This window comes from Rheinheimera sp. (assembly GCF_030824435.1).
Taxonomy (GTDB): domain Bacteria; phylum Pseudomonadota; class Gammaproteobacteria; order Enterobacterales; family Alteromonadaceae; genus Pararheinheimera.
This window is the reverse complement of sequence record NZ_JAVBXS010000049.1, coordinates 1-21,247: the sequence shown is the minus strand read 5'-3', so window position 1 is coordinate 21,247 and position 21,247 is coordinate 1. Positions and strand designations below refer to the sequence as shown.

General features: G+C 47.7%; 17 protein-coding genes and 4 tRNA genes. 15 read left to right on the top strand and 6 right to left on the bottom strand.

Annotation, left to right across the window (positions count from 1 at the left end; all coding sequences use genetic code 11):
• Positions 1-182: 182 nt before the first annotated feature.
• On the bottom strand, positions 183-395 hold the full coding sequence (locus tag RCH83_RS11055) for a PA3496 family putative envelope integrity protein (RefSeq protein ID WP_306521967.1): 213 nt from the start codon (positions 393-395) through the stop codon (positions 183-185).
• 258 nt (positions 396-653) lie between these two features.
• Here RCH83_RS11055 and RCH83_RS11050 point away from each other — a divergent pair, with 258 nt between their 5' ends.
• From RCH83_RS11050 to RCH83_RS11040, 3 genes are all read left to right on the top strand, one after another.
• A complete protein-coding gene (locus RCH83_RS11050) occupies positions 654-1,202 on the top strand; it encodes a glutathione peroxidase (protein ID WP_306521965.1) in 549 nt (182 codons plus the stop codon).
• A gap of 456 nt (positions 1,203-1,658) precedes the next feature.
• Positions 1,659-2,408 (top strand): sulfite exporter TauE/SafE family protein, encoded by a 750-nt coding sequence (locus RCH83_RS11045; RefSeq protein WP_306521963.1) that lies wholly within the window; start codon positions 1,659-1,661, stop codon positions 2,406-2,408.
• Between the two features lie 131 nt (positions 2,409-2,539).
• On the top strand, positions 2,540-2,755 hold the full coding sequence (locus tag RCH83_RS11040) for a DUF2892 domain-containing protein (RefSeq protein ID WP_306521961.1): 216 nt from the start codon (positions 2,540-2,542) through the stop codon (positions 2,753-2,755).
• A 77-nt stretch (positions 2,756-2,832) separates the two neighbouring features.
• On the opposite strand, the gene rnhA is transcribed toward RCH83_RS11040, so the two are convergent.
• Positions 2,833-3,300 carry a ribonuclease HI gene (rnhA, locus tag RCH83_RS11035; protein WP_306521959.1) on the bottom strand — a complete coding sequence of 156 codons (468 nt, stop codon included), beginning with the start codon at positions 3,298-3,300 and terminating at the stop codon, positions 2,833-2,835.
• Positions 3,301-3,365: 65 nt separating this feature from the next.
• On the opposite strand from rnhA, the gene dnaQ reads away from it, so the two are divergent.
• The 8 genes from dnaQ (at position 3,366) to RCH83_RS10995 (ending at position 10,083) form a co-directional block, all read left to right on the top strand.
• Complete coding sequence (dnaQ, locus tag RCH83_RS11030) at positions 3,366-4,073, top strand: DNA polymerase III subunit epsilon (RefSeq protein WP_306521957.1); 708 nt, start codon at positions 3,366-3,368, stop codon at positions 4,071-4,073.
• Positions 4,061-5,617 carry a TIGR03503 family protein gene (locus RCH83_RS11025; protein ID WP_306521954.1) on the top strand — a complete coding sequence of 519 codons (1,557 nt, stop codon included), beginning with the start codon at positions 4,061-4,063 and terminating at the stop codon, positions 5,615-5,617. The genes dnaQ and RCH83_RS11025 overlap by 13 nt, the downstream gene beginning before the upstream one ends.
• Before the next feature lie 107 nt (positions 5,618-5,724).
• Positions 5,725-5,801 (top strand) — tRNA-Asp (locus RCH83_RS11020).
• 17 nt (positions 5,802-5,818) lie between these two features.
• Positions 5,819-5,895, top strand: a tRNA-Asp gene (locus RCH83_RS11015).
• Positions 5,896-5,921: 26 nt separating this feature from the next.
• Positions 5,922-5,998, top strand: a tRNA-Asp gene (locus RCH83_RS11010).
• A 72-nt stretch (positions 5,999-6,070) separates the two neighbouring features.
• Positions 6,071-6,147: transfer RNA gene (locus RCH83_RS11005), tRNA-Asp, on the top strand.
• Positions 6,148-6,935: 788 nt separating this feature from the next.
• Positions 6,936-7,862 (top strand): sensor domain-containing diguanylate cyclase, encoded by a 927-nt coding sequence (locus RCH83_RS11000; RefSeq protein ID WP_306521952.1) that lies wholly within the window; start codon positions 6,936-6,938, stop codon positions 7,860-7,862.
• Positions 7,863-8,451: 589 nt separating this feature from the next.
• Positions 8,452-10,083 (top strand): methyl-accepting chemotaxis protein, encoded by a 1,632-nt coding sequence (locus RCH83_RS10995; RefSeq protein ID WP_306521949.1) that lies wholly within the window; start codon positions 8,452-8,454, stop codon positions 10,081-10,083.
• 291 nt (positions 10,084-10,374) lie between these two features.
• On the opposite strand, the gene RCH83_RS10990 is transcribed toward RCH83_RS10995, so the two are convergent.
• The 4 genes from RCH83_RS10990 to RCH83_RS10975 all read right to left on the bottom strand — a co-directional run bounded on the left by RCH83_RS10990 (position 10,375) and on the right by RCH83_RS10975 (position 13,732).
• Positions 10,375-11,844, bottom strand: a complete 1,470-nt coding sequence (locus tag RCH83_RS10990) for a YdiU family protein (RefSeq protein ID WP_306521947.1) — start codon at positions 11,842-11,844, stop codon at positions 10,375-10,377.
• A 173-nt stretch (positions 11,845-12,017) separates the two neighbouring features.
• Positions 12,018-12,713 (bottom strand): cupin domain-containing protein, encoded by a 696-nt coding sequence (locus RCH83_RS10985; protein ID WP_306521944.1) that lies wholly within the window; start codon positions 12,711-12,713, stop codon positions 12,018-12,020.
• An 8-nt stretch (positions 12,714-12,721) separates the two neighbouring features.
• On the bottom strand, positions 12,722-13,093 hold the full coding sequence (locus RCH83_RS10980; protein ID WP_306521942.1) for a VOC family protein: 372 nt from the start codon (positions 13,091-13,093) through the stop codon (positions 12,722-12,724).
• A gap of 243 nt (positions 13,094-13,336) precedes the next feature.
• Entirely contained in the window at positions 13,337-13,732 is a 396-nt protein-coding gene (locus RCH83_RS10975; RefSeq protein WP_306521939.1) for a rhodanese-like domain-containing protein, read from the bottom strand.
• Between the two features lie 183 nt (positions 13,733-13,915).
• On the opposite strand from RCH83_RS10975, the gene RCH83_RS10970 reads away from it, so the two are divergent.
• From RCH83_RS10970 to RCH83_RS10955, 4 genes are all read left to right on the top strand, one after another.
• Positions 13,916-16,150 carry a bifunctional diguanylate cyclase/phosphodiesterase gene (locus RCH83_RS10970; protein ID WP_306521937.1) on the top strand — a complete coding sequence of 745 codons (2,235 nt, stop codon included), beginning with the start codon at positions 13,916-13,918 and terminating at the stop codon, positions 16,148-16,150.
• 234 nt (positions 16,151-16,384) lie between these two features.
• Positions 16,385-19,384: a TonB-dependent receptor gene (locus RCH83_RS10965; RefSeq protein WP_306521935.1), complete on the top strand. Its 3,000-nt coding sequence runs from the start codon at positions 16,385-16,387 to the stop codon at positions 19,382-19,384.
• Between the two features lie 182 nt (positions 19,385-19,566).
• Positions 19,567-20,346: a SapC family protein gene (locus RCH83_RS10960; protein WP_306521933.1), complete on the top strand. Its 780-nt coding sequence runs from the start codon at positions 19,567-19,569 to the stop codon at positions 20,344-20,346.
• Positions 20,343-21,247, top strand: a 905-nt coding sequence (locus RCH83_RS10955) for a cupin-like domain-containing protein (protein WP_306521929.1), incomplete at its 3' end; no start/stop codon positions are given. The genes RCH83_RS10960 and RCH83_RS10955, both read left to right, overlap by 4 nt.

Here is a 21,247-nt window from a genome sequence, read left to right as displayed (position 1 = left end):
GCCACCACCGCTAATTTAAAGGCAAGGGAATAATCTTTTTGCGTACGCTTGGCTATTGCATTCATGACACTCTCCACGGTTCAGGATAAAAAGTGTCAACGTTATTTAGGACGGGTCAATAACAATAAAAAAAGGGGCCTTAAGCAGGCCCCTTGTGATGAGTTCAATTCTGAAGTTGCGGATTAGTACTCCAGACTTAACTCTTCTTCGTCATCCAGATCCAGCAGACGGCGCAGTCTTTTTTGCTCCAGCAGATCGTCAATTTTACGTCTGGCTTCGAGTTTATGTTTGTTTTTGCTTTCTTTGCCGCTTGTTTTACTTAGTTTCAATTCAGCTGCGATATCGACAGCGTCATAGTCCCCAGACATCATCTCTGCCATTGTTATTACTTCCATGGTTTTTTTCTTGTTGCGCCCAGTGTTTTAGCGTTAAATTTTTCACCACTAAAGCGATTTATTTTTATCGTTACGATAAGATACTCTTATTTTGCAGCTAAGTCGTTGCCTGTTATCGCAGTTCAGGCTAATTCCGGCGGCGAAATCAGAAACAAATAGTGTGAACTGGCTGTTTTTGTGCACAATCAAAACTCGGTTTTTCAGATCTGTTCAGCAACACTTCACGTATTAGCTGCACTACAACAGGAGAGAACTATGATGCGTACTTGGATTTTAGGTGTGGGTGTTTTATTGCTGGGGCAAAGTGCACTGGCTCAAGCCAATCAGTGTGGTGATATTCTTGGCCACTCAATGCAGCAGCTTCGCAGCAAAGAAACCGTTGATTTGTGTGAACAGTTTAAAGACAAAACCTTGCTGATAGTAAACACCGCAAGCAAATGTGGTTTTACCCCTCAATTTAAAGAGTTACAGGCGCTTTCGGAAAAGTATGCGGATAAAGGTTTGGTGGTGCTGGGTTTTCCATCTGACGACTTTATGCAGGAGCATGACGATGAAAACAAAACAGCTGAAGTTTGTTATATCAACTACGGTGTGAAGTTTCCGATGTTTTCTACCAGTGCAGTGCGGGGCGACGATGCCAACCCGATTTTTAAAGCTTTAATTGCCAAAACAGGTGAAAAACCGTCGTGGAACTTTAATAAATATCTGGTCAGCAAAGACGAAAAAACTGTGCAGCATTTTGGCAGTAAAGTGAGCCCGCTTGATCCGGACTTTCTGGCCGCTGTTGATAAAATGCTGTTGAAATAAAATCAGTTTTTTAAGCTGCCCACCAACCAATATTCAGGTGCAGCCCTCGACAGCAAAACATTGTTAACCAGAGAAGCAGAGCCTGATGGCTCTGCTTTTTTTTATGTACAGGACGTACGGTATACCGGCGTTGCAGGAGCAAAAAGCCGGTGATGTACAGGACGTACGATATACCGGACGTACGTTACAGGGCGTTGCAGGAGCAAAAAGCTGATGGTCGACGCTGATAGCAAAATTTTCAGCTGATTTTTTGTTCAGTTGTGGTGGTCTCAGCTCCCTGACTTTCACCGCCCCCATGCAAACTCAGGCCCTGTTTTGTAAAAAAATACAGACATAGTGACCCAATCGCGCACGACACAGCAAAAACGTGCAGTTGTAGTGGCTTGCGCCCTGCACACAGAGCGATTAATATCTCCTTTAGTTATTACCATATTCCATTATTGAATAAGGGCTGTGATGGAGCTGATCCTGACACTGCTGGCGGCGTTAATTATCGGTTTATGCCTTGGTCTTTTTGGCTCTGGCGGCTCCATTATGACAGTGCCGGTATTGTTGTATTTGTTGAAGTTGCCGGAAAAAGTTGCGATAGCTTCAGCACTTGGGGTTGTGGCTTTGATCAGTCTGGTGGCTTTGTTGCCTTATTTATACCGGCGGCATTTGCAGTGGAAGTTGTTATTCAAGCTGGCGCTGCCAGGTATGCTGGGCGCCTGGGTGGGCAGCTGGGCCAGTCATTTTGTGGCGTCGCAGTGGCAATTGTTATTATTGGCGCTGCTGATGAGCTTCAGTGCACTGAATATGTGGCAACAACAAATCTGGCAGTGGCCACTCAAACGCAGTTGGCAAATTGTGCTGGTTGGTTTTTTGTTGGGTTGTCTGACCGGTTTTGTTGGTGTCGGCGGTGGCTTTTTAATAGTGCCCTTGTTGCTGGCGGTGACCAGCCTGACAATGTCAGCGGCTATTGCGACCAGTCTGGCGCTTATTCTGCTGCAAAGCAGCGTTGGTTTTATCGGCCATTATCAGCAGCTTGCATTACAAGGGCTGCAGCTTGATTTGGGTTTGATTGTTATGTTGGGTGCTTTAGGTGCATTGGGCAGTCTGTTGGCTTTATTGCTAACGAAACATCTGCCACAAGCTTTGTTGCGCCGTATTTTTGCATTGTTGCTGCTGGTACTTGGCGCCAGCTTATTATGGCGGCATTTTTTGTAGTGACACTTTGATAGCAGTATGTCGAAGTGGCAAAAAGTCGGGTAAAAATACCTGGTTGGATGTTGAACAAACCCGCAGTTTGCGGGTCTTTTTAAACGTTGTATATTAGATAAAGCTAAATTGAGGTGAGTATGACTGTAGAAAGAGCAATTCTGGCTTTTGCCGGTTTTATGGTGTTGTTGTCGTTGTTGTTAACTTATACGGTGCACGCAAATTTTGTCTGGTTAACTGTATTTGTTGGTGCCAACTTATTTCAAAGCGCTTTTACCGGTTTTTGTCCGGCCGCTATGGTGCTGAAAAAAGTCTTTGGTTTGCCAACCGAAGCACAAAAAGCACTGGCGGGTTAAGCGGCATCAAAGCGCTGCTCTGTTGCCGGTGTTTTTTACCACTGTTATATCGCTTTTATACTGAGGTGAGGCAGTGGCTAGCCGGCAATAAAACCGCTATCCACTGCAGTTGCTTTGCTGCTGGCGGCTACGCGGGCCAGCTCATCACAACGCTCGTTTTCCGGATGACCGGCGTGGCCTTTGACCCATCGCCAGTCAATCTGATGACGGGCGCTTGCTGCATCTAGTCTTTGCCATAAATCTTTGTTTTTCACCGGTTCTTTTTGGCTGGTACGCCAGTTGTTGCGTTTCCAGTTTTTTAGCCATTGAGTAATACCAAGACGCACATACTGGCTGTCGGTGGTTAGCACCACATTACAGTCTTCTTTTAAACTTTCCAGGCCAACAATAGCGGCCATCAATTCCATTCTGTTATTGGTGGTTTGCAAAAAACCACCTGACATCTCTTTCAGATGTTGTTGATATTTCAGGACCACGCCATATCCGCCAGGGCCTGGATTGCCCAGACAAGATCCATCAGTAAAGATTGCCACAGTTTTACGCATCAACGCTTCCCAGGTGCTTAAACGGCGTATAATCTAACGCAAAAGCGCAAAAAAACGAATTGAAGATGGCAAAACGACAGATAATTCTCGACACCGAAACCACAGGTATTAATCCTTCAGATGGCCACCGCATTGTCGAAATCGGTTGTGTGGAGATGTTTAACCGCAGGCTGACCGGCAATAACTTCCATGTTTATTTAAACCCGGACAGGTTTATGGATCAGGAAGTTATCAATATCCACGGTATCACCAACGAGTTTGTTGCCGATAAACCCAGATTTCGTGACATAGCGCAGCAGTTTTTTGAGTATATCCAGGGTGCTGAGCTGGTTATTCACAACGCAGCGTTTGACGTCGGTTTTATTAATCACGAGTTTAATTTACTCAAACCTGCTTTGCCGCCAGTGCAAACGGTTTGTGCCATTCTCGATACCCTGGCCATGGCGCGCGATTTACACCCGGGGCAAAAAAATAACTTAGATGCCTTGTGCCGCCGTTACGATGTTAATAACAGTCACCGGACTTTCCACGGCGCTTTATTAGACGCCGAAATTCTGGCAGATGTTTATCTGGCGATGACAGGCGGGCAGGTCAGTTTAAATCTGGCTTCGCATCAGGACAACGCCGAGCAACAACAACAGCAGCAGGTGCAGGGTTTGGTTCGTCGTGGCGCTTTGCGGGTGGTTACAGCTTCTATGACTGAGCTGGAAGCCCATGAAAAGCGTCTGGATTTGGTGCAGAAAAAAGGTGGGAGTTGCCTGTGGCGAAGTTAGCAGTCTGGTGTGTGGTTGCGCTGTTGTGTTCTGGTTCAGTGATGGCGCAAAACAACAACGAACAACAGATCTCTGCCGCTGTGAAGCCCGGGGCTGAACCTGATACTGCTTTAAACGCAGCACAACAAACAGCGCAAAAGACAGAGCCCGGCAATACAGGTCTTATCGAGTTGCCGGATATTTCGGCCAGCAACCAGATCCCGTTGCTCGACAACAGATTCCGTATTGATTTTGAAGTGAAAGAAATTACGCTGGTGTTTTTTCGCAAAAAAGGCACTGCGTCGATAGTGCTGGTGCGGCCGGACGGCAGCAAAATTTATTCGCGTAACGCCAAAGAGCAAAAAGTGATTTGGCATGACGACAAAACTTATGATCTGATCAAAATTACCAACCCGGTGCCAGGACCCTGGCAGGCAATAGGGCAAATATTGCCGGAAAGCCGCATTATGGTGCTGACGGACATCGATTTGGAAGTTGACCCTTTGCCGGCCGATTTAATGGTGGGTGAAACCTTAAAAGTAACGGCCAGGCTGACCAATGGTGGCAAACCCATTAATGCCCGTGATTTTCGCGATATTCTGCAACTGGATGTGTTGCTGATCAGCACACAAAAACCTGAATACGATAACCACTTGCAGACGGTGATTGAATTTACTTCTTTTAAGGATGATGGCAAAAACTTTGATGAAAGGCCCAGAGATGCCATTTTTACCGGTGAATTTAAACTGGATTTTCCGGCGGGCGAGTGGATCCCTAAATATATTGTTAAAACCCCACTTTATACCCGTGAGTTGATCCAGCAACCTATTCTGGTACATCGCACACCTTTGCAGGCAGATGCACAGCCAGCGGCGACTGAGCAGGACAAACATATGCTGAATTACAGCATACTGCCAGGACCTGCAGTGGGTGACAGGGTGTCGTTACAAGGGCGTATTCATTTTCCCAGTGAAGAAGTGCAGAGTTTTACCCTGGGTGAACAAAAAGGCAATAACCGTTCGTTGGCCGTGGTGAATGCCGGTGTTGGCACTTACCGTATTGAACATACTATGTTCGGTAAAACCAGCACCGGACGTGATTTTGTGGTGAATCTTCCTGAAGTGACCTTTGCCGCTGTAGGACCAAAAGTTGAAGTGCCTCAGGTTGATGACGCCACAGTTGCGGCGGTTAAAGCAGCCTCTGCCGATACTTCAGCCGCTGCAGGTGACAGCAACACAACAGCTGAAGCAGCAGTGACTAAAACTGAAACTGCCACTGAAGTTGCAAAACCTTTCCCGATTTTTTCGGTGATTTTGTTGAATATAGCCATTTTGTTGTTTGGCGGTGGCGGTATTTTGTTGTTGATGAACGACAAGGCAAGATCAGTTTTTAGTAGGTTTATCGCAAAATTAAATCCTGTTGCGATGTTAAAACAGAAAAAAGCGCAAAAAGAGGCCATGGCAGGGGAAGGGCAGGCAAGTGGAAAAACGGTTGAATCAGCTAAAAAAGGTCAAAAAAACAACGGCAGTGATGATATTTTAGACCTTTCGTTACCGGATGATTAAGCTTTAGCCAAATGCACCAAAAAAGAGGTTGACGGCCTATCGGTGAATCCGTATTATTCCCGCCGCACCGCAGCATACCCAATTGAAAATGCTGTTGTGCTTGGCGCGGAGCGGTAGTTCAGTCGGTTAGAATACCGGCCTGTCACGCCGGGGGTCGCGGGTTCGAGTCCCGTCCGCTCCGCCAATATTTTGATGTACACCGGAGCGGTAGTTCAGTCGGTTAGAATACCGGCCTGTCACGCCGGGGGTCGCGGGTTCGAGTCCCGTCCGCTCCGCCACTACATCAAAAACACTTTCTGATTCCGGAGCGGTAGTTCAGTCGGTTAGAATACCGGCCTGTCACGCCGGGGGTCGCGGGTTCGAGTCCCGTCCGCTCCGCCAATTCAGAAAGCTACTTTAGAGGTGATACCTTTAAAGTTGTAAATGCCAAAGAGCGCAAGCTCACTCCAGCGCGGAGCGGTAGTTCAGTCGGTTAGAATACCGGCCTGTCACGCCGGGGGTCGCGGGTTCGAGTCCCGTCCGCTCCGCCACTTTACTGAAGCTAATTCAGTAAAACATCAACCAGCCTTGTGCTGGTTTTTTTGTACTTAAAATTCGGTCAGTGATATGACAGTGGCCGTCTGGCGACGGCAGTTCAGTCGGTTGTTCTTTATGAAAAGCAAGGCCGGCCTGTCACGCCGGGGGTCGCGGGTTCGAGTCCCGAAAGCTTCGCCACTTTACTGAAGCTAATTCAGTAAAACATCAACCAGCCTTGTGCTGGTTTTTTTGTTTTTACTCTCCGGCTTCTCGCAGAGCTCGTCGCGTGAAAACGGCGCAAGCCAAATTGTTGGCTTGCTTAGACCCGTTTTCACCCGGGAATCGCCAGAGGCTCATGCGTTCATTCGGCAAAACGCAAAATTATTTGCGTGTTGAGATCCCGAATTCACCCTGTAAAAATCCCTTCGGGACCAGCTAAAGCTTTCCACAAAACGGCAGGAACATCGTTTTGCACAGCAAGGCTGCCAAAGGCGAGACACATGGATGTGGCGAGTGTAAAACACTCCGGGCGTTTTTGTGTTTTTACAATCCGGCTTCTCGCAGACCTTGTCGCGTGAAAACGCCAGAGGCTCATGCGTTCATTCGGCAAAATGCAAAATTGTTTGCGTTTTGAGATCCCGAATTCACCCCTGCAAAAATCCCTTCTGGACCAGTTAAAGCTGTATTTTTATATGCCGTCAGCAGCCCCCGTGTATCTCTGCTTCCTCTTCTGACTGGATTAACTTATCCGCTTTTATCGGCTTCTGCTAACTTTGATAAAAACCATCCTGGTGATGTGGCTATGAGTAAATCCCAACTCTTATATCAGCAAAAACTGCTCGAATTTATTGATGTTTGTAATGACGGTTATGCCATTCTGGACGCTGATGACAGACTGCTGGGTTGTAATCAGGCCTTTTGTGACATTTTTTATCAGGACAAAAGAACCATGTTGGGCATTTTGTTTGATGACCTGATGCGCAAATCTTTTGTTGAACGCAAGGGTATTCGTATTGACGCTGATGATATTGATGAATGGTTAAAACAAGCACATCAACGCCGAAGGCAAAATCCGTTCCGGTTGTTTGAAGTCGATTTGCTGGATAACCGCTGGTTTTTGTTTTCTGAACAAGTGCTGCCAACAGGCGAAATGTTGTTACAGGCCAAAGAAATTACCAAACAAAAAGTGTTGGAACATCAGCTTCATTCAAAAGTGGCGACGCTCAGCGAATTGGCGCTGACAGACGAACTAACCAAAGTGGCCAACAGAAGGTGTTTTGTTGAGTCTGCCAGTGCTGAATTATCCCGTTGCCAACGCCTGCAATTACCTTGTGCATTATTTGTGTTGGATTTAGATTTTTTTAAATCGGTGAACGATCTCTACGGGCATCAGTCCGGCGACGAAGTGCTGAAGGCAACGGCACACCGTATTAAAAAGGCGCTGCGTGAATACGATATTTTTGGCCGTATTGGTGGTGAAGAGTTTGCGGTATTTTTATCGGAAACTTCGCTGGAGCTGGCTTTGCAGGTGGCTGAACGCATTCGTGCTTTGCTGGCGGATTACCCCATTAAAGCAGGCAGCATTGAACTTTGTGTCACTATGTCTATTGGCATTGCCCTTTGTCACGGCAACAGCAGTTTTGAAGATTTATATACCCAGGCCGATGCCGCGTTATATCTGGCAAAACGCAATGGCCGCAACAGAGCCGAACTTTATCAGCCGTCATAAAAGACTGAGAGTGAGGCTGCAAACGCATATTAATAAAAACCATTAAGCAGCGACATCCTGTTGTGCTTGTTACAAAAGGCCAGCAAAAGATATTTATTATGGTAAAAGCATGCCACACTGCAAAAACATAAAAACTTCAGCCATCAAGAGTTTAGCCTTGTGGCTCTAATCAGTTTTATCTGATTTTGATGTTTTAGCTTTTATAAAGTTACACTTTTTTCTGTTGAAATTCAGTGTTTTGCGGCTATAGTCCATTTGAGGATATGCAAATCTTTACCTTCATAGACGTAGCTCAACCCTCATAACATATCTGGTTGTGGCGCCAGCCTGGTGTTTTATCACCTGATGCAAGTGTCAAAGGGATCCATTTGTGTGTTTTCACCGTACAACAAACAAGCGCATAAGGAAATTCTAATAAACTGCAGAGCAGCACCTTGGTACAACACAGCGCCAACTGCTGCTATGTTGCATAAAACCCTGATTAAAAACCGATGTGGCAGCCCTGACTTTTGGATAAAAACTCAGGCAGACAAGGCCGTTTCAGCCACCAACAACCCCAGCGGGCTATTTACAATATAAGGTTCACCTGATGAAGATAATTAATCGTTTGTATGCAGGTTTTGCAATTTTACTTGTCATCATGCTTGGCATCACGGTGTTTGGTTTACTGAAAATCAGTGTTGCCGATGAGAACCTGACCCAACTTTCTGAACAAACTGCGGTTGAACAGCGTCAGGCCATCAACTTCCGTGGCAGTGTGCATGACAGAGCTATTTCCATCCGGGACGCTGTGTTGGTGGCAGATAAAATAAAATCCGAGCAACATCAGCAGGATATAAAACGTTTAAATGACTTTTATCAGCAGTCGGCCGCAACGCTGGACAATATGTACAACAAGGTAAAACACAGTAACGAAGAAGCCGCTTTGTTGCAGGATATTAAAGAGATTGAAGCTTCAACCTTAAAGGCAACAGCAACGCTGCTGGAGATGATCAACACAGAACAACAGCAACAAGCCAGCGATTATCTGCAAACGACAGTGTCTCCAGCTTACTCCGAGTGGCTTAAAAGAATTAATAAGCTAATTGATTATCAGGAAATTGCCATTCAGCAGCAGGTGACAGCAGCGCGTCAGCAAACCCATAGCTTCCAGCAGGTGATGCTGATAGTAACGCTGATAGCGCTGGTGATCGGCAGTTTTGTGGCGATACGGTCGGTCAAAAGCTTAAAAAGCATTATTGGTGGTGAACCTGAATATGCCGCTTTTGTGATTAACAAAATTGCCGCCGGCGACTTAACTGTAGATGTTGGTACTGTCACCACAAATAGCATTTTAAGTGCTGTTCAGGACTTAACGGCACATTTAAACGGCATCACCAAAAACTCCATCAGAGCAGCCAGTGAGTTATTAAACGCATCCAAAGATTTATTGCAAACAGCCAGGCAAAATGAAGCTTTAATCAGCCACCAGAAACTGGCAACAGAACAAGGTGCGACTGCCATTAATCAAATGTCGGCGACAGTGACTGATGTGGCGCATCACACCAGTGCCGCTGCTGGTTTGGCACAAAGCGCAATCAATGAATTTAATGCCGGGCAGAGTGAAGTGACTAAAACCCAGTCCAGTATTAATGCGCTTGCCGCCAAAGTCAGCGAAGCGGCAGAGGTGATTAACCATTTATCACAAGACAGCCGGCAGATTGGCTCTGTGCTTGAGGTGATTCAGGGCATTGCCGAACAAACCAATTTGCTGGCGTTAAACGCTGCTATTGAAGCGGCACGCGCCGGTGAACAAGGTCGTGGTTTTGCAGTGGTTGCCGATGAAGTGCGTAACCTTGCCAGCCGTACTCAGGAATCGACCCGGCAAATTCAGGCAGTGATTGAAAAAATGCAGGGCAGTTCATTAAAAGCTGTTGCTGTGATGAATGAAGGTCAGGCGCAGGCCAATATTAGTGTGGAGCAGGCGCAATGTGCCGGTGATTCATTAAACGCTATCAATCTGTCGGTTGGCAAAATCAGTGATATGAATACTCAAATTGCTGCTGCGGCTGAAGAGCAGTCTGTTGTGGCTTTTGAAATTAATAAAAACTTCAGTCAAATTACCAACTCTGCGACACAGGCCGAGCAGGAAGCAAGCAAAATTACCCTGGCAAGCCAGCAGTTGGAAACATTGGCCCGCACGCTGGAGCAAAATGTAAAACAGTTTAAAACCAGAAGCTAAACACTGGCGTTTTTGCAGGTGGCGGCCGGGGTTTGTGCTTAGGGCTGCTGCAACACCAGATCATCAGCTGCCAACAACAGCAGAGAAACAAAAAGCAACAAAGGAAGCTCAACCAGCTTCCTTTTTTATATACAGGGACTGATGTTATGCCGCTATTGCAGAAGCAAATAGCCGCATAACAAGGTGGTAAGAATGAGCCTGGTTGCAGCTGTCAGTGAATGTGTCTCAGATGTTAGTTTGTATCAGGTGCCACAACCTGTCAGGCACCACAAGTTTCAGGTTCCACAAGCTTCAGGTTCCACAAAAAGTCCGGTAGGGCGCACCACCAGGCGTTGGCGCTTCAGCCCAGCGTGCATTGTCTGGTGTTGGGTAAAAAGGTGATTTGAGATCGACGGCAAACTGATTAAATAAAGTGAGATCCTGCTGGGTGGTCACATCCAAAATAATTTGTTCAATCTGATGATTCCGTGGAATAAACAGCGGGTTGACGCTGTTCATCCGCGCCTGAATTTCTGCTGTGTTAAGCGGGGTGTTTTCTTGTTGCAGCTGTTGCAACCAGCTTTGATGCCAGCTTTGATAAGCGCTGCTATCGGCAAAAAACTCAGCCGGGCCTGAGGTTGACAATGGGTCGTTCAGGGTTTCACTTAACAGGCGAAAGGTCAGGGTAAAATCCAGTTGTGAGGCGGCCATCAGGTCCAGCAGCTGTTGTACCAAAGCGGCATTCTTATCATTGGCCGTTAAAGCCAGTTTTGCGCAGAACCTTTGTTGCCACTGTTGTTGATACATGGCCGGAAATTCGTTGAGTACAGCAGTTGCAAGCGCAACGGCTTGTTGTTCGTCCTGATGCAATAACGGCAATAAAGCTTCAGCAAGCCGTGCCAGGTTCCACTGGGCGATGGCCGGTTGGTTTTTATAAGCGTAACGGCCTTGCTGATCAATAGAGCTAAACACTGTGTGTGGGTCGTAACTATCAAGAAAGGCACAAGGGCCATAATCAATGGTTTCGCCGCTCACCGTCATATTGTCGGTATTCATCACACCGTGAATAAAACCGATGCTCATCCAGTGCGCCACCAGACTGGCCTGCGCCTGACAGACAGCACGCAGCAAAGCCAGATAAGGTTCGGTGTTGTGTTGCAGCTGTGGGTAATGACGTTTAATCACATAATCGGCCAGCTGTTGCAGCGCCTCTTTATTCTGCAACATTGCCACATACTGAAAAGTACCAATACGGATATGGCTGGCGGCAACTCTTGTCAGAATGCCACCTGGTTGTGGTCTGTCGCGGTAAACCGGCTCACCTGTGAAGACTGCTGCTAAAGCACGGCTGGTCGGAACCCCAAGCGCAAACATGGCTTCGCTCACCAGATATTCCCGCACCACAGGCCCTAAAGCCGAGCGGCCATCACCACGGCGTGAATAAGGGGTGGGGCCTGCACCTTTCAGCTGAATATCGCGTTTTTGTCCTTTGTTATCAATCATTTCTGCCAGCAATAATGCCCTGCCATCGCCAAGACGTGGTGACAGCTGACCAAACTGATGGCCACTATAAGCCTGCGCCAGCGGTTTGCTCCAGGTCGCCTGCTGATTGCCGCTGAAAATGGCAAGGCCTGCTGTGGTTTCACATAAAGCTGCGTCTAAACCCAGCTCGCTGGCAAGGGCGTGATTAAAAGCCAGCCACTGTGGCGCTGCCACAGGGGTTGCGGCGCAAAATTGATAAAATTCAGCGGGTAGGCTGCTGTAGCTATGTTCGGTTTGCATAAAATTAGTTACTTCTGCTGTGGCTGGCTTGCTGCACCAGCACCCATGGATGGCCAGATTGTACCCTGAGCCCGTGCAGGCAGGTAGCTGATAACAGTCATTTGTGCTGCCTGAGCTGTGATCAAAACACTGCTGCCAGTTGTCCGACAGGCAACAGTGTAATGGCTGAGCCCTTAATCAACTGGCTGGATAAACTTATCACCCAATAAAGCAGCACCCAGATGGCCCACTTTGACATAAATTAAAGCGCCTTCTTCACCGGTAAAAGGCTGATGCTGGCTATACCTTGGGTTTCTAAGCCAGCTCATTGCCGGATAAGCCCCCAGCTCGTCACAAAATACCCCTTCGAGCACCAGAATTTCTTCACCGCCCGGATGGATATGTGGATGAAAATGGGTATGAGGCGCAAAACGCACCAGCGCAGTACTGACGCCATCATATTCATGTAGTGGCAGTACCGACAAGCCAGGCGCTATGCCGGGCACAAAGTTGTGCTGCTGGCTGTGCAATACCAGCTGCTGCTTGTCGCCTTGTGAAAACTGCCAGAGTTTAACCAACAACAAACAGCCGTTTTTTGAATAAGGTGTATGGCTGCTGCCGGGTGGGTTACGCAGGTAGGTACCGGCCGGATAATCACCATGTTCATCACTGAACACGCCTTCCAGTACCAGAATTTCTTCACCACCCTCATGCTGATGGCGGTGATAACCGCTGCCGGGCGCATAACGCACCAGACTGGTGGCGCGGGCAACTTCACCACCGGCTCTGTCCAGCATGATGCGGCTGACCCCGGCCATAGGCGAGGGCAACCACTGCTGTTGTGCGCTCAGCAGCACCACTCTTTGCGCAAAGTTGTTATGCAGCTGCATTTGCGGCTTTAACCAAAATGGCTAAAGGCAATTTTATTGCCGTCGGCGTCGCGCACATAAGCACCATAAAACTTGCCCGGAATACGTTGGCCAGGCGCGCCGTCGCAGCTTGCACCCAGCGCAATAGCTTTGTGATAAAGCGCGTCTACCAGAGTTTTGCTGCCAGGGCTGATAGCCACCATAGTGCCATTGCCAGGCGCCGCCGGCTCTTTATTAAAAGGTACACAAATGGCCAGCATAGGTTGCTGCATGCTTTGGCCAAAAAAGATAATTCTGTCCATTTCAAGTAAAGGTTTAGCGTCAAGCTCTGACAATAACTGGCTATAAAATTCGCGGGCGCCGGCTAAATCGCTGACACCAAAAGTAACGTAACTAATCATGGTTTTTCCTGTTAGAAGGTTAAAATACGGCTGAATATCAAAAAGTTGCCTGGCTTTTGCACTGCACTTTTAACTCAGAACTTTTTGCGCTGAAATTCGGGCTGGTTCAAGTCAGTGCTGCAACTGAAGCTTTTACGTTTGATGTACTGATTTGGAGCTGTCTGAGCGCAAATAATGCAGGTTGCGCCCTGACATTGGCGATAGCTGCCATCTTAGTGTGGCAGCTATGGTGGAGGAAGGGGTTTACACTTCAACGGCCAAACCCGCTTCCTGCCATGCCTGAAAACCACCACTGACTGAATACACCTGAGTAAAACCCATCTGTTGTAACGACAAAGCCGCCAAAGCTGAACGGGCACCACTACGGCACAGCAGGTACACTGCTTTACCGGCCAGAGTAGCCAGTGCCTGGTCTGTTTCACAGATAGCAGCAACGGTAGGGTGTTGATGGATACGCATTTCCAGCACGCCTCTTGGGTAATTCACTGCACTGTGAATATGACCGGCGTTAAATTCGTCCGGCTCCCGCACATCAATCAATATTGTGTGTGGGTCGTTCAGCTGAAGGGCCAGTTGTTGCACATTAATTTCCCGGATCTGACTTTTGGCTTCAGCTACCAGTTGTTGCGCGTTTTTCATCATATACCCTGTATAAATTGCCGGAAGATGCTGGCTAATGTAGCGGTAGATTTTGCTGCTGACAATGTTTATTAGTTTAATCTAATTTAAAGGCCGGCTTGTATTCATTGATTTGCCTTCTTATTATCAAATTGAGGCTAAAACTACAGCCACCATTTCAGCTCAGTACCGCAGGAGTGATCTTTGTCAGGTGCCAGTCAGCAGTTATCCAGATTAAAACTTTATTTCCGGCAGACAATTTGGCTGCTATTGGCATTTATCGGCAGTTTTTTCTGGTATGTGCGTTCGGAGCAGGTGATAGACGAAGCCAACCGGCAGCGGCTGCAATCTTTTTTTCTGGCGGACGAGCTGCGTCAGACATCGGACGATTTAACACGGATGGTGCGCAGTTATGTCACTACCGGCGATCATCTTTATAAAGATTATTTTCAGGAAATTATTGCCATCCGTGATGGTCAGGCGCCAAGACCACAACATTATCACAGGCTGTATTGGGATCTGGTATTTGCCGGCAGTGCTAAACCCAAGGCTTATGGCCCACCGGTGGCCTTGTTGCAACTGATGCAACAGGCCGGTTTTACCGAAGCTGAATTTGCCAGATTGGCACAAGCCAAAGCCGCATCTGATGATTTAACCGCCATTGAGTTTCAGGCCATGCAGTTGGCAGAAGCAGCCGTAAAATTGCCGTTGTTGCCACAACTGCTGCAACGCCAGCAAGCATTACAACTGTTGTTTGATGACAATTATCATCAGGCCAAAGCGGGCATTATGCGCCCTATTGACGAGTTTTATCTGCAGGTGGACAGCCGCACTGCTGCTGAAGTAGAGCAAGCCATGTGGTCGGCTGATTTACTGCGCGCGCTTTTTATTGCCATTGCTTGCTGGTTGTTTTTATTGGTCTGGCGGGTGCAACGGCAGTTTAATGCAGTGCTTGGTACTTCTTTAACCGATTTATATAAACACATCAGTGTGTTGGGGTCGGCGCAAGACTCGGCACTGATTGAAGTGCCTGCAGGAAAACAAGACACAGTGCTGGGCTGGCTGGCGCGTACCCAACAACGTTTATTGCAGCTGGATGAGACCAGACGCATGACACAACACAGATTGGAACATCTGGCGCATTATGATGCTCTGACCGGTCTTGCCAACAGGTTATTGTTAATACAGTCGCTGCAAAGAGCGATGGATCAGCAGCCCCAGTCGCTGCTTGGTTTGGCTTATCTGGATATCGACGGTTTTAAATTTATTAATGATCATCATGGTCATCAGTTTGGTGACAGGGTCCTGGTGCAGTTGGCGCTGCGGTTATCGCATTTGCAAAGGCCCCAAGATCTGATTGCCCGTTTTGGCGGTGACGAATTTGTGGTGTTGTTGTATCCGCTGATTGATGAACAACAAGGTTGTATCTTGTTACAGCGTTTGCTCAGTGAAATCAGCCAACCCATTTATGTGGAAGGGCTTGAACTTCGGTTGTCGGCCAGCGCCGGCCTGACTTTTTATCCACAAGCTGCGGTGCAGGCGGATCAACTGTTACGTCAGGCCGATCAAGCAATGTATCAGGCCAAACAAGGTGGAAAAAACCGTTATCACAGATTTGATGCTGCCAGGGAGCAGCAGCTGCGCGGTTACCATCATCAGTTGGAACAAATCCGCCAGGCACTGGAGCTGGCACAGTTTGAACTCTTTTATCAGCCCAAAGTAAATATGGCCACCGGTGAAGTGATGGGACTGGAAGCGCTGGTTCGCTGGCAAGATCCAAAACGTGGTTTGCTGTTGCCGGCGGAGTTTTTGCCGTTGTTAGAACAACATGTATTGGGTATCAAACTTGGACAATGGGTATTGGCAGAGGCTATCCGGCAGCTGGGATTGTGGCTGAGAAGGGGTATTCGCTTGCCTGTCAGTATTAATATTGCAGCTAATCATTTGCAACATGCTGACTTTGAAAAAGATTTGGCGGAATTATTAGCGCCAAACCCGCAGCTGGCACAGTTTGTTGAACTGGAAATTCTGGAGTCCAGTGCGCTGGATGATATCGGCAGAGTCAGTGCATTGATGGAAAAATGCAGTGCTTTAGGGGTGCGTTTTGCGCTGGATGATTTTGGCACAGGTTATTCTTCGTTGTCTTATCTGAAGCGGTTGCCACTGCATAGCTTAAAAGTCGATCAGAGTTTTGTGCGTGATTTGCTGGTGGACGACGATGATGTACCTATATTGCAGGGCATATTGGCGCTGGCCAAAGCCTTTCATATGGAGATCATTGCCGAAGGTGTGGAAACCGAAGGCCATGGTCAGAAACTGTTGCAGATGGGTTATCAGCTGGCACAGGGTTATGCTATTGCCAGACCTATGCCGGCCTCGGTTTTGTTAAATTGGCTACCTGAATGGCAGCCACCGGAGTCATGGCTAAATAATCGTTAAATATCAATTAAATACCTATATTTTGTCTTTTTGTTCTGGTTATTCTGTCAACAGGTTTTGTTCATTTTAACGACTTTTAACGGGCTCGTATTGACGCCTGAAAAAAAATCACCTAAGTTGTGTAAGCGCTTACAAGGTGGTTCATCTGCTGTAATTGAAAACCTGTCCGGCGCCAAAATTATTCAGAGTTACAAAAAATAGTAGCCATAAAAAACAGTCGACAGGGATAACAGAATGAAATCGAGAACATTTCGAAAAACCAGATTAGCCACCAGTTTGTCTTTGGTGCTTGGGGTTGGGGTGGTATTGCCCGCTTATGCGCAGCAAGCAACAACAGAAAGCGCACAGCAAAAGACCGCAGCAGAAACTCAGAACAAAGATCAGATTGAAGTGATTGCAGTCACAGGCATCCGTGGCAGTCTGATCAAAGCCATGGACACCAAAAGATCATCCGAAGGTATTGTTGACGCTATTTCGGCCGAAGATATCGGCAAATTCCCGGACACCAACCTGGCTGAGTCATTACAACGTATCAGCGGTGTGTCAATTGACCGGGTCAATGGTGAAGGCAGTAAAGTTTCAGTCCGGGGTTTTGGTCCGGATTTTAACTTAGTGACTCTGAATGGCCGGCAAATGCCGGTCACAACGGGTTCACGTTCATTTGATTTTGCCAATATCGCCTCTGATTCGATCAGTGGTGTTGAAGTGCACAAAACCAGTTTTGCCTCGAACCCTACCGGTGGTATAGGTTCAACCATTAACGTGGAAACGCTGAGACCACTGAGCACTCCGGGTATGAAAGCCACGGCCAACCTTGCCATGGTAGACGATCGTTCCACTGACAAGGGCTCAGCAACCCCTGAATTTTCCGGTATTTACTCCAACACCTTTGACGACAATAAATTTGGTGTTTTGGTATCCGGCAGTTATCAGGAACGTGAAAGTGGCAACCAACAGGCGAACGTCGGCACTGGCTGGCGTAGTTTTTCCGGTAAGGTTGATAACGACTGGGGGGCAGGTACTGCAGAATGGGGTGGTGTACCCCAAACCGGTCAGGTGAACAGGCCTGGCCCAAATGATATTTATTCGGTGCCACAAACCACCATTTATAAGTTTGAAGAACAGCAGCGGGTGCGTACCAACGGTCAGCTGGTGTTGCAATACAGCCCGGTCGATTCAGTGAAAACCACTGTTGATTACACTTATATGCGCAACGACATCGATACCCAATATAACGATGTTTCCGCCTGGTATACCTTTGTGCCTTCGCAAAACGTCTGGACTGACGGCCCTATTTCTTCCCCATTAATTTACTCCGAAACCTATGATGCAAAACAAGATTTATCAATGGGTGCCGGTGATTATGGCGTGCGTAATGAAAGTGGTTCTTTAGGTTTTAATCTGGAATGGCAGCCAACGGACCGGTTGCAGCTGGAATTTGATGCCCACCAGTCTGATGCCGAATTTAAACCCAACAGCATTTATGGCTCCAGTAACACCTTAAGTACAGCGGGTTTTGTCCGCACCAGTGCAGCCACGGATTTTACCGGCGACTTACCGGCCTTGGCCGTTGGTGGGGGTAACGCTATTCTGCCGTCCGATATGCGGGTTACCGGCAGTGTGTTTGGCAATTCCACCAACAAATCTGAAATTGACCAATATCAGGTCAAAGCAAAATACGACCTGGAAGACGCCGGTAGTATCGATTTTGGCCTGATGTTAACGGACGTAGATAATCATTCTAAATCGGTGAATGTCCAGCGTAACGACTGGGGTGGTGTAGGTAAAGCAGGTGATTTTGAAGATTCCTGGTTCCCGGCTGGCACTATACATGACCGTTTTTCTGCCAACAAAGGTGACTTTTCTACAGCGTCTGGCCGTAGTTTTGAGCTGCTGAACAAAATTTTCTTCTGGGATTTCCGTTCAGTGCGCGATAGAGCCGAACAACTTTATACGCCGGCTGGTTTTCAGGGTGAAGGCGACTGTGGCACCAATTTTTGCCCAAGTACCGATTATGCCCGCGATACTGACCGCTACACCATGGAAGAATCCAAAGCAGGTTATGTGCAGTACAACCTGGCCCGTGAGTGGAATGGCCGACCTTTTGACCTGCATATTGGCATGAGATTCGAATCGACCGAAGTCACTTCAACCTCAGCCGTTGCCGGTTACAAAGGTGCTGACTGGATAGCAGATACCGAAATTGCGCTGGTGGCCAGTGGCCAGCGTGAATACCAGACCCAATACGGTGAATATGATTATCTGTTGCCAAACTTCAACTTTAATATTGAAGCCATTGACGATGTGATGGTGCGGGCAGCCTACAGCGAAACCATAGGCCGGCCGGATTACACTTCCATTCAGGGGGGCACTGTGCTGGCCACTCTGGCCAACCGTGCCGGTGGTGGTGGTAGTGCCGGTAATCCGGGTTTGTTACCGCTGGAATCAAAAAATATCGACTTTTCAGTGGAATGGTATTACGCACCGTCCAGTTACACTGCGGTAGGTTATTTCCGCAAAGAAACCAGCAACTTTATCAGCAACAGTAAAGTAGATGTCACTATTGCCGGTATTGCCAACCCGACCAATGGTAAAAAGTACAATGAAGCCTTGGCGGCAGTTGGGGCTGATGCCGCAGCCATCCGCAACTGGATTTTTGCCAATTATGCCAATGACCCCAGTGTCAATGTGGCCGATAAAAAAATCAGTGGTGTGGCCGGTGAAGATGAATTGCTGGTGTTTAAAATTGATACTCCGGCCAATGGTGACAGATCAGAAACCATCAGCGGTTGGGAATTTACCGTACAGCATACTTTTGCACAAAGCGGTTTTGGTGTGATAGGTAATTACACTGTGGTGGACAGCGGCTCTGTTTATGACAATTTCCTGCTGAAAGACCAACCGGCGCTGATTGGTTTAAGTGACACCGCCAATGCTATTGTTTTTTATGAAAATGATGGTTTCCAGGCTCGTATTGCTTATAACTGGCGTGATGAGTTTTTAAACTCAAGGGGACAAGACACTGGCGCCAACCCCAAATACACCGAAGCTTATTCGCAGATTGACGCTTCAGTCAGTTACGAGTTGCCACAGGTTGAAGGTTTAACCTTGTATCTGGAAGCGCTGAACATCACCGACGAATATATCCGGGTGCATGGTCGTGCCAAAGAGCAGGTGTTAAGTCTGGTAGAAACTGGTGCCCGTTATAGTATTGGCGCCCGTTATACCTTCTGATAGGTCATATAGCTGTCACAGGTGGCGCAGCAGCAATTTGGTTGTTGCGCCATCCACCAGCACATTTTGTTGCTGGATTTGTCAGCAGAATGCGGTACATTTTTTAGCGTTGATGGCCGTGTTACCGGCGGTCAGCCAGGCAATATCACTGAAAACGATAACAACAAATACAGGGATTTTTTATGCCACAACTTATGCAACAGCAAGTTTTACTCAATAGCGTTGAACACCAACAGCTGCGGATCATCACCAGACGTGGCGCTGAGTTTGGCGATAATTTGTGGTTTAGCGCTACTTTTCCGCTGGAATTTCGCAGTGTTCAGGCCAATTACCCCATCTTTTTTCATCAGGACAGCAAAACCGGCCAGTTATATCCGGTGGCGCTTTTTGGCTTTAGTCAGGGTGAAAATCTGTTTTTACAACACAACAACTGGCAAGACGCTTATATTCCGCTGACAGTGCGGCGCCAGCCGTTTTTAATTGGCCAACAAAAAGTGCGGGAAGATGGCGTTGAGCATATCCAGCGGGTAATTCATTTGGATTTACACAATCCCAGAGTCAGTGAAACTGAAGGCGAAGCGCTGTTTTTACCTTTTGGTGGCAATACAGCTTTCCTGGATGAAATGGCCGCCATGCTGGACACTATTCATTATGGTTTGCAGGACAGTGTTGCTTTTGTTGATATGTTAACAAAACTGAATTTACTCGAAGCTGTCACTTTAGATTTAACACTGCACAATGGCAGCAAACATCAGCTGATAGGTTTTTATACCATTCACGAAGAGCGGCTGGCGATGCTTGACGCCAATGCCATTGTGGCCTTGCAACAACAAGGTTATTTGCCGGCAATTTATTTTGTGTTGGCGTCACAGTCGCGGTTAAGAGATTTGATTCGGCTAAAAAGTCAGCAGATGAGTCAAACGCAAAACGACAACAACACCAGCGGAGTCAGCGCAGCATGACAGCTTCGGTGCTTCAGGCTGAGATGGCCGCAGTAGAGGTGATGGCCGGTGTTACTGTGGCCGACTTGCCGCCGTTGCTGCAACACCGCAACACACCTTTAGTGCTCAAAGGTTTATGTGCACATTGGCCTTTGGTGCAGGCTGGTTTGGTGTCAGATGAAGCGGCAGCAGATTATTTATTAACCTTTGACCGGGGTGGAACAGTCGGCAGCTGTTATTTACCGCCAGAAGCCAAAGGGCGGATTTTTTATAACGCAGATTATTCCGGCTTTAATTATCAGGGCGGTCAGGTGGCTTTGCCTTTGTTATTACGGGATTTATTGGCACTTAAAACCAAGCCAGACGCACCCACGCTTTATATGGGTTCCACCGAAATTAACCTGGCTTTTGCCGGTTTAGCTGAACATAACAGCTTTGATTTATCGGGGTTTTCACTGCTGGACACAGCGGCGCCGGTCAAACCACTGACTAGTGTTTGGTTGGGTAATCAGTCGCGTATTGCCGCCCATTTTGATTTTCCGCATAACCTGGCTTGTAATGCCGTGGGCAGCCGCACTTTTACGCTATTTGGGCCTGAACAAATCAGCCATTTATACCCAGGCCCTATGGAGTTTGCTCCTGGTGGCCAGGATGTCAGTCTGGTGGATTTTGCCAATCCCGATTTCAGTAAGTTTCCGGATTTTGCCAAAGCGATAGCCGCCGGGCAAAGGGTGACGCTCTCGCCAGGTGACGTGCTCTTTATTCCGTCTATGTGGTGGCACCATGTCGAAGCCCATCAGGCGCTGAATGTGCTGATTACCCACTGGTGGCGCGACACTTCGGCTTATTTCGGCAGACCCACCAATGCTTTATTACATGCCATGTTAAGCCTGCGATCTTTACCCAAAGCACAACGCAGCGC

Bases quoted from the DNA above. Each gene is read 5' to 3' on its own strand.
- RCH83_RS11040 (WP_306521961.1), top strand. From the start codon at position 2,540: ATGACTGTAGAAAGAGCAATTCTGGCTTTTGCCGGTTTTATGGTGTTG.
- RCH83_RS10960 (WP_306521933.1), top strand. From the start codon at position 19,567: ATGCCACAACTTATGCAACAGCAAGTTTTACTCAATAGCGTTGAACAC.
- RCH83_RS11055 (WP_306521967.1), bottom strand. From the start codon at position 395: ATGGAAGTAATAACAATGGCAGAGATGATGTCTGGGGACTATGACGCT.
- RCH83_RS10980 (WP_306521942.1), bottom strand. From the start codon at position 13,093: ATGATTAGTTACGTTACTTTTGGTGTCAGCGATTTAGCCGGCGCCCGC.
- RCH83_RS10995 (WP_306521949.1), top strand. From the start codon at position 8,452: ATGAAGATAATTAATCGTTTGTATGCAGGTTTTGCAATTTTACTTGTC.
- RCH83_RS10985 (WP_306521944.1), bottom strand. From the start codon at position 12,713: ATGCAGCTGCATAACAACTTTGCGCAAAGAGTGGTGCTGCTGAGCGCA.
- dnaQ (WP_306521957.1), top strand. From the start codon at position 3,366: ATGGCAAAACGACAGATAATTCTCGACACCGAAACCACAGGTATTAAT.
- rnhA (WP_306521959.1), bottom strand. From the start codon at position 3,300: ATGCGTAAAACTGTGGCAATCTTTACTGATGGATCTTGTCTGGGCAAT.
- RCH83_RS11050 (WP_306521965.1), top strand. From the start codon at position 654: ATGCGTACTTGGATTTTAGGTGTGGGTGTTTTATTGCTGGGGCAAAGT.
- RCH83_RS10965 (WP_306521935.1), top strand. From the start codon at position 16,385: ATGAAATCGAGAACATTTCGAAAAACCAGATTAGCCACCAGTTTGTCT.
- RCH83_RS11000 (WP_306521952.1), top strand. From the start codon at position 6,936: ATGAGTAAATCCCAACTCTTATATCAGCAAAAACTGCTCGAATTTATT.
- RCH83_RS10990 (WP_306521947.1), bottom strand. From the start codon at position 11,844: ATGCAAACCGAACATAGCTACAGCAGCCTACCCGCTGAATTTTATCAA.
- RCH83_RS11045 (WP_306521963.1), top strand. From the start codon at position 1,659: ATGGAGCTGATCCTGACACTGCTGGCGGCGTTAATTATCGGTTTATGC.
- RCH83_RS10975 (WP_306521939.1), bottom strand. From the start codon at position 13,732: ATGAAAAACGCGCAACAACTGGTAGCTGAAGCCAAAAGTCAGATCCGG.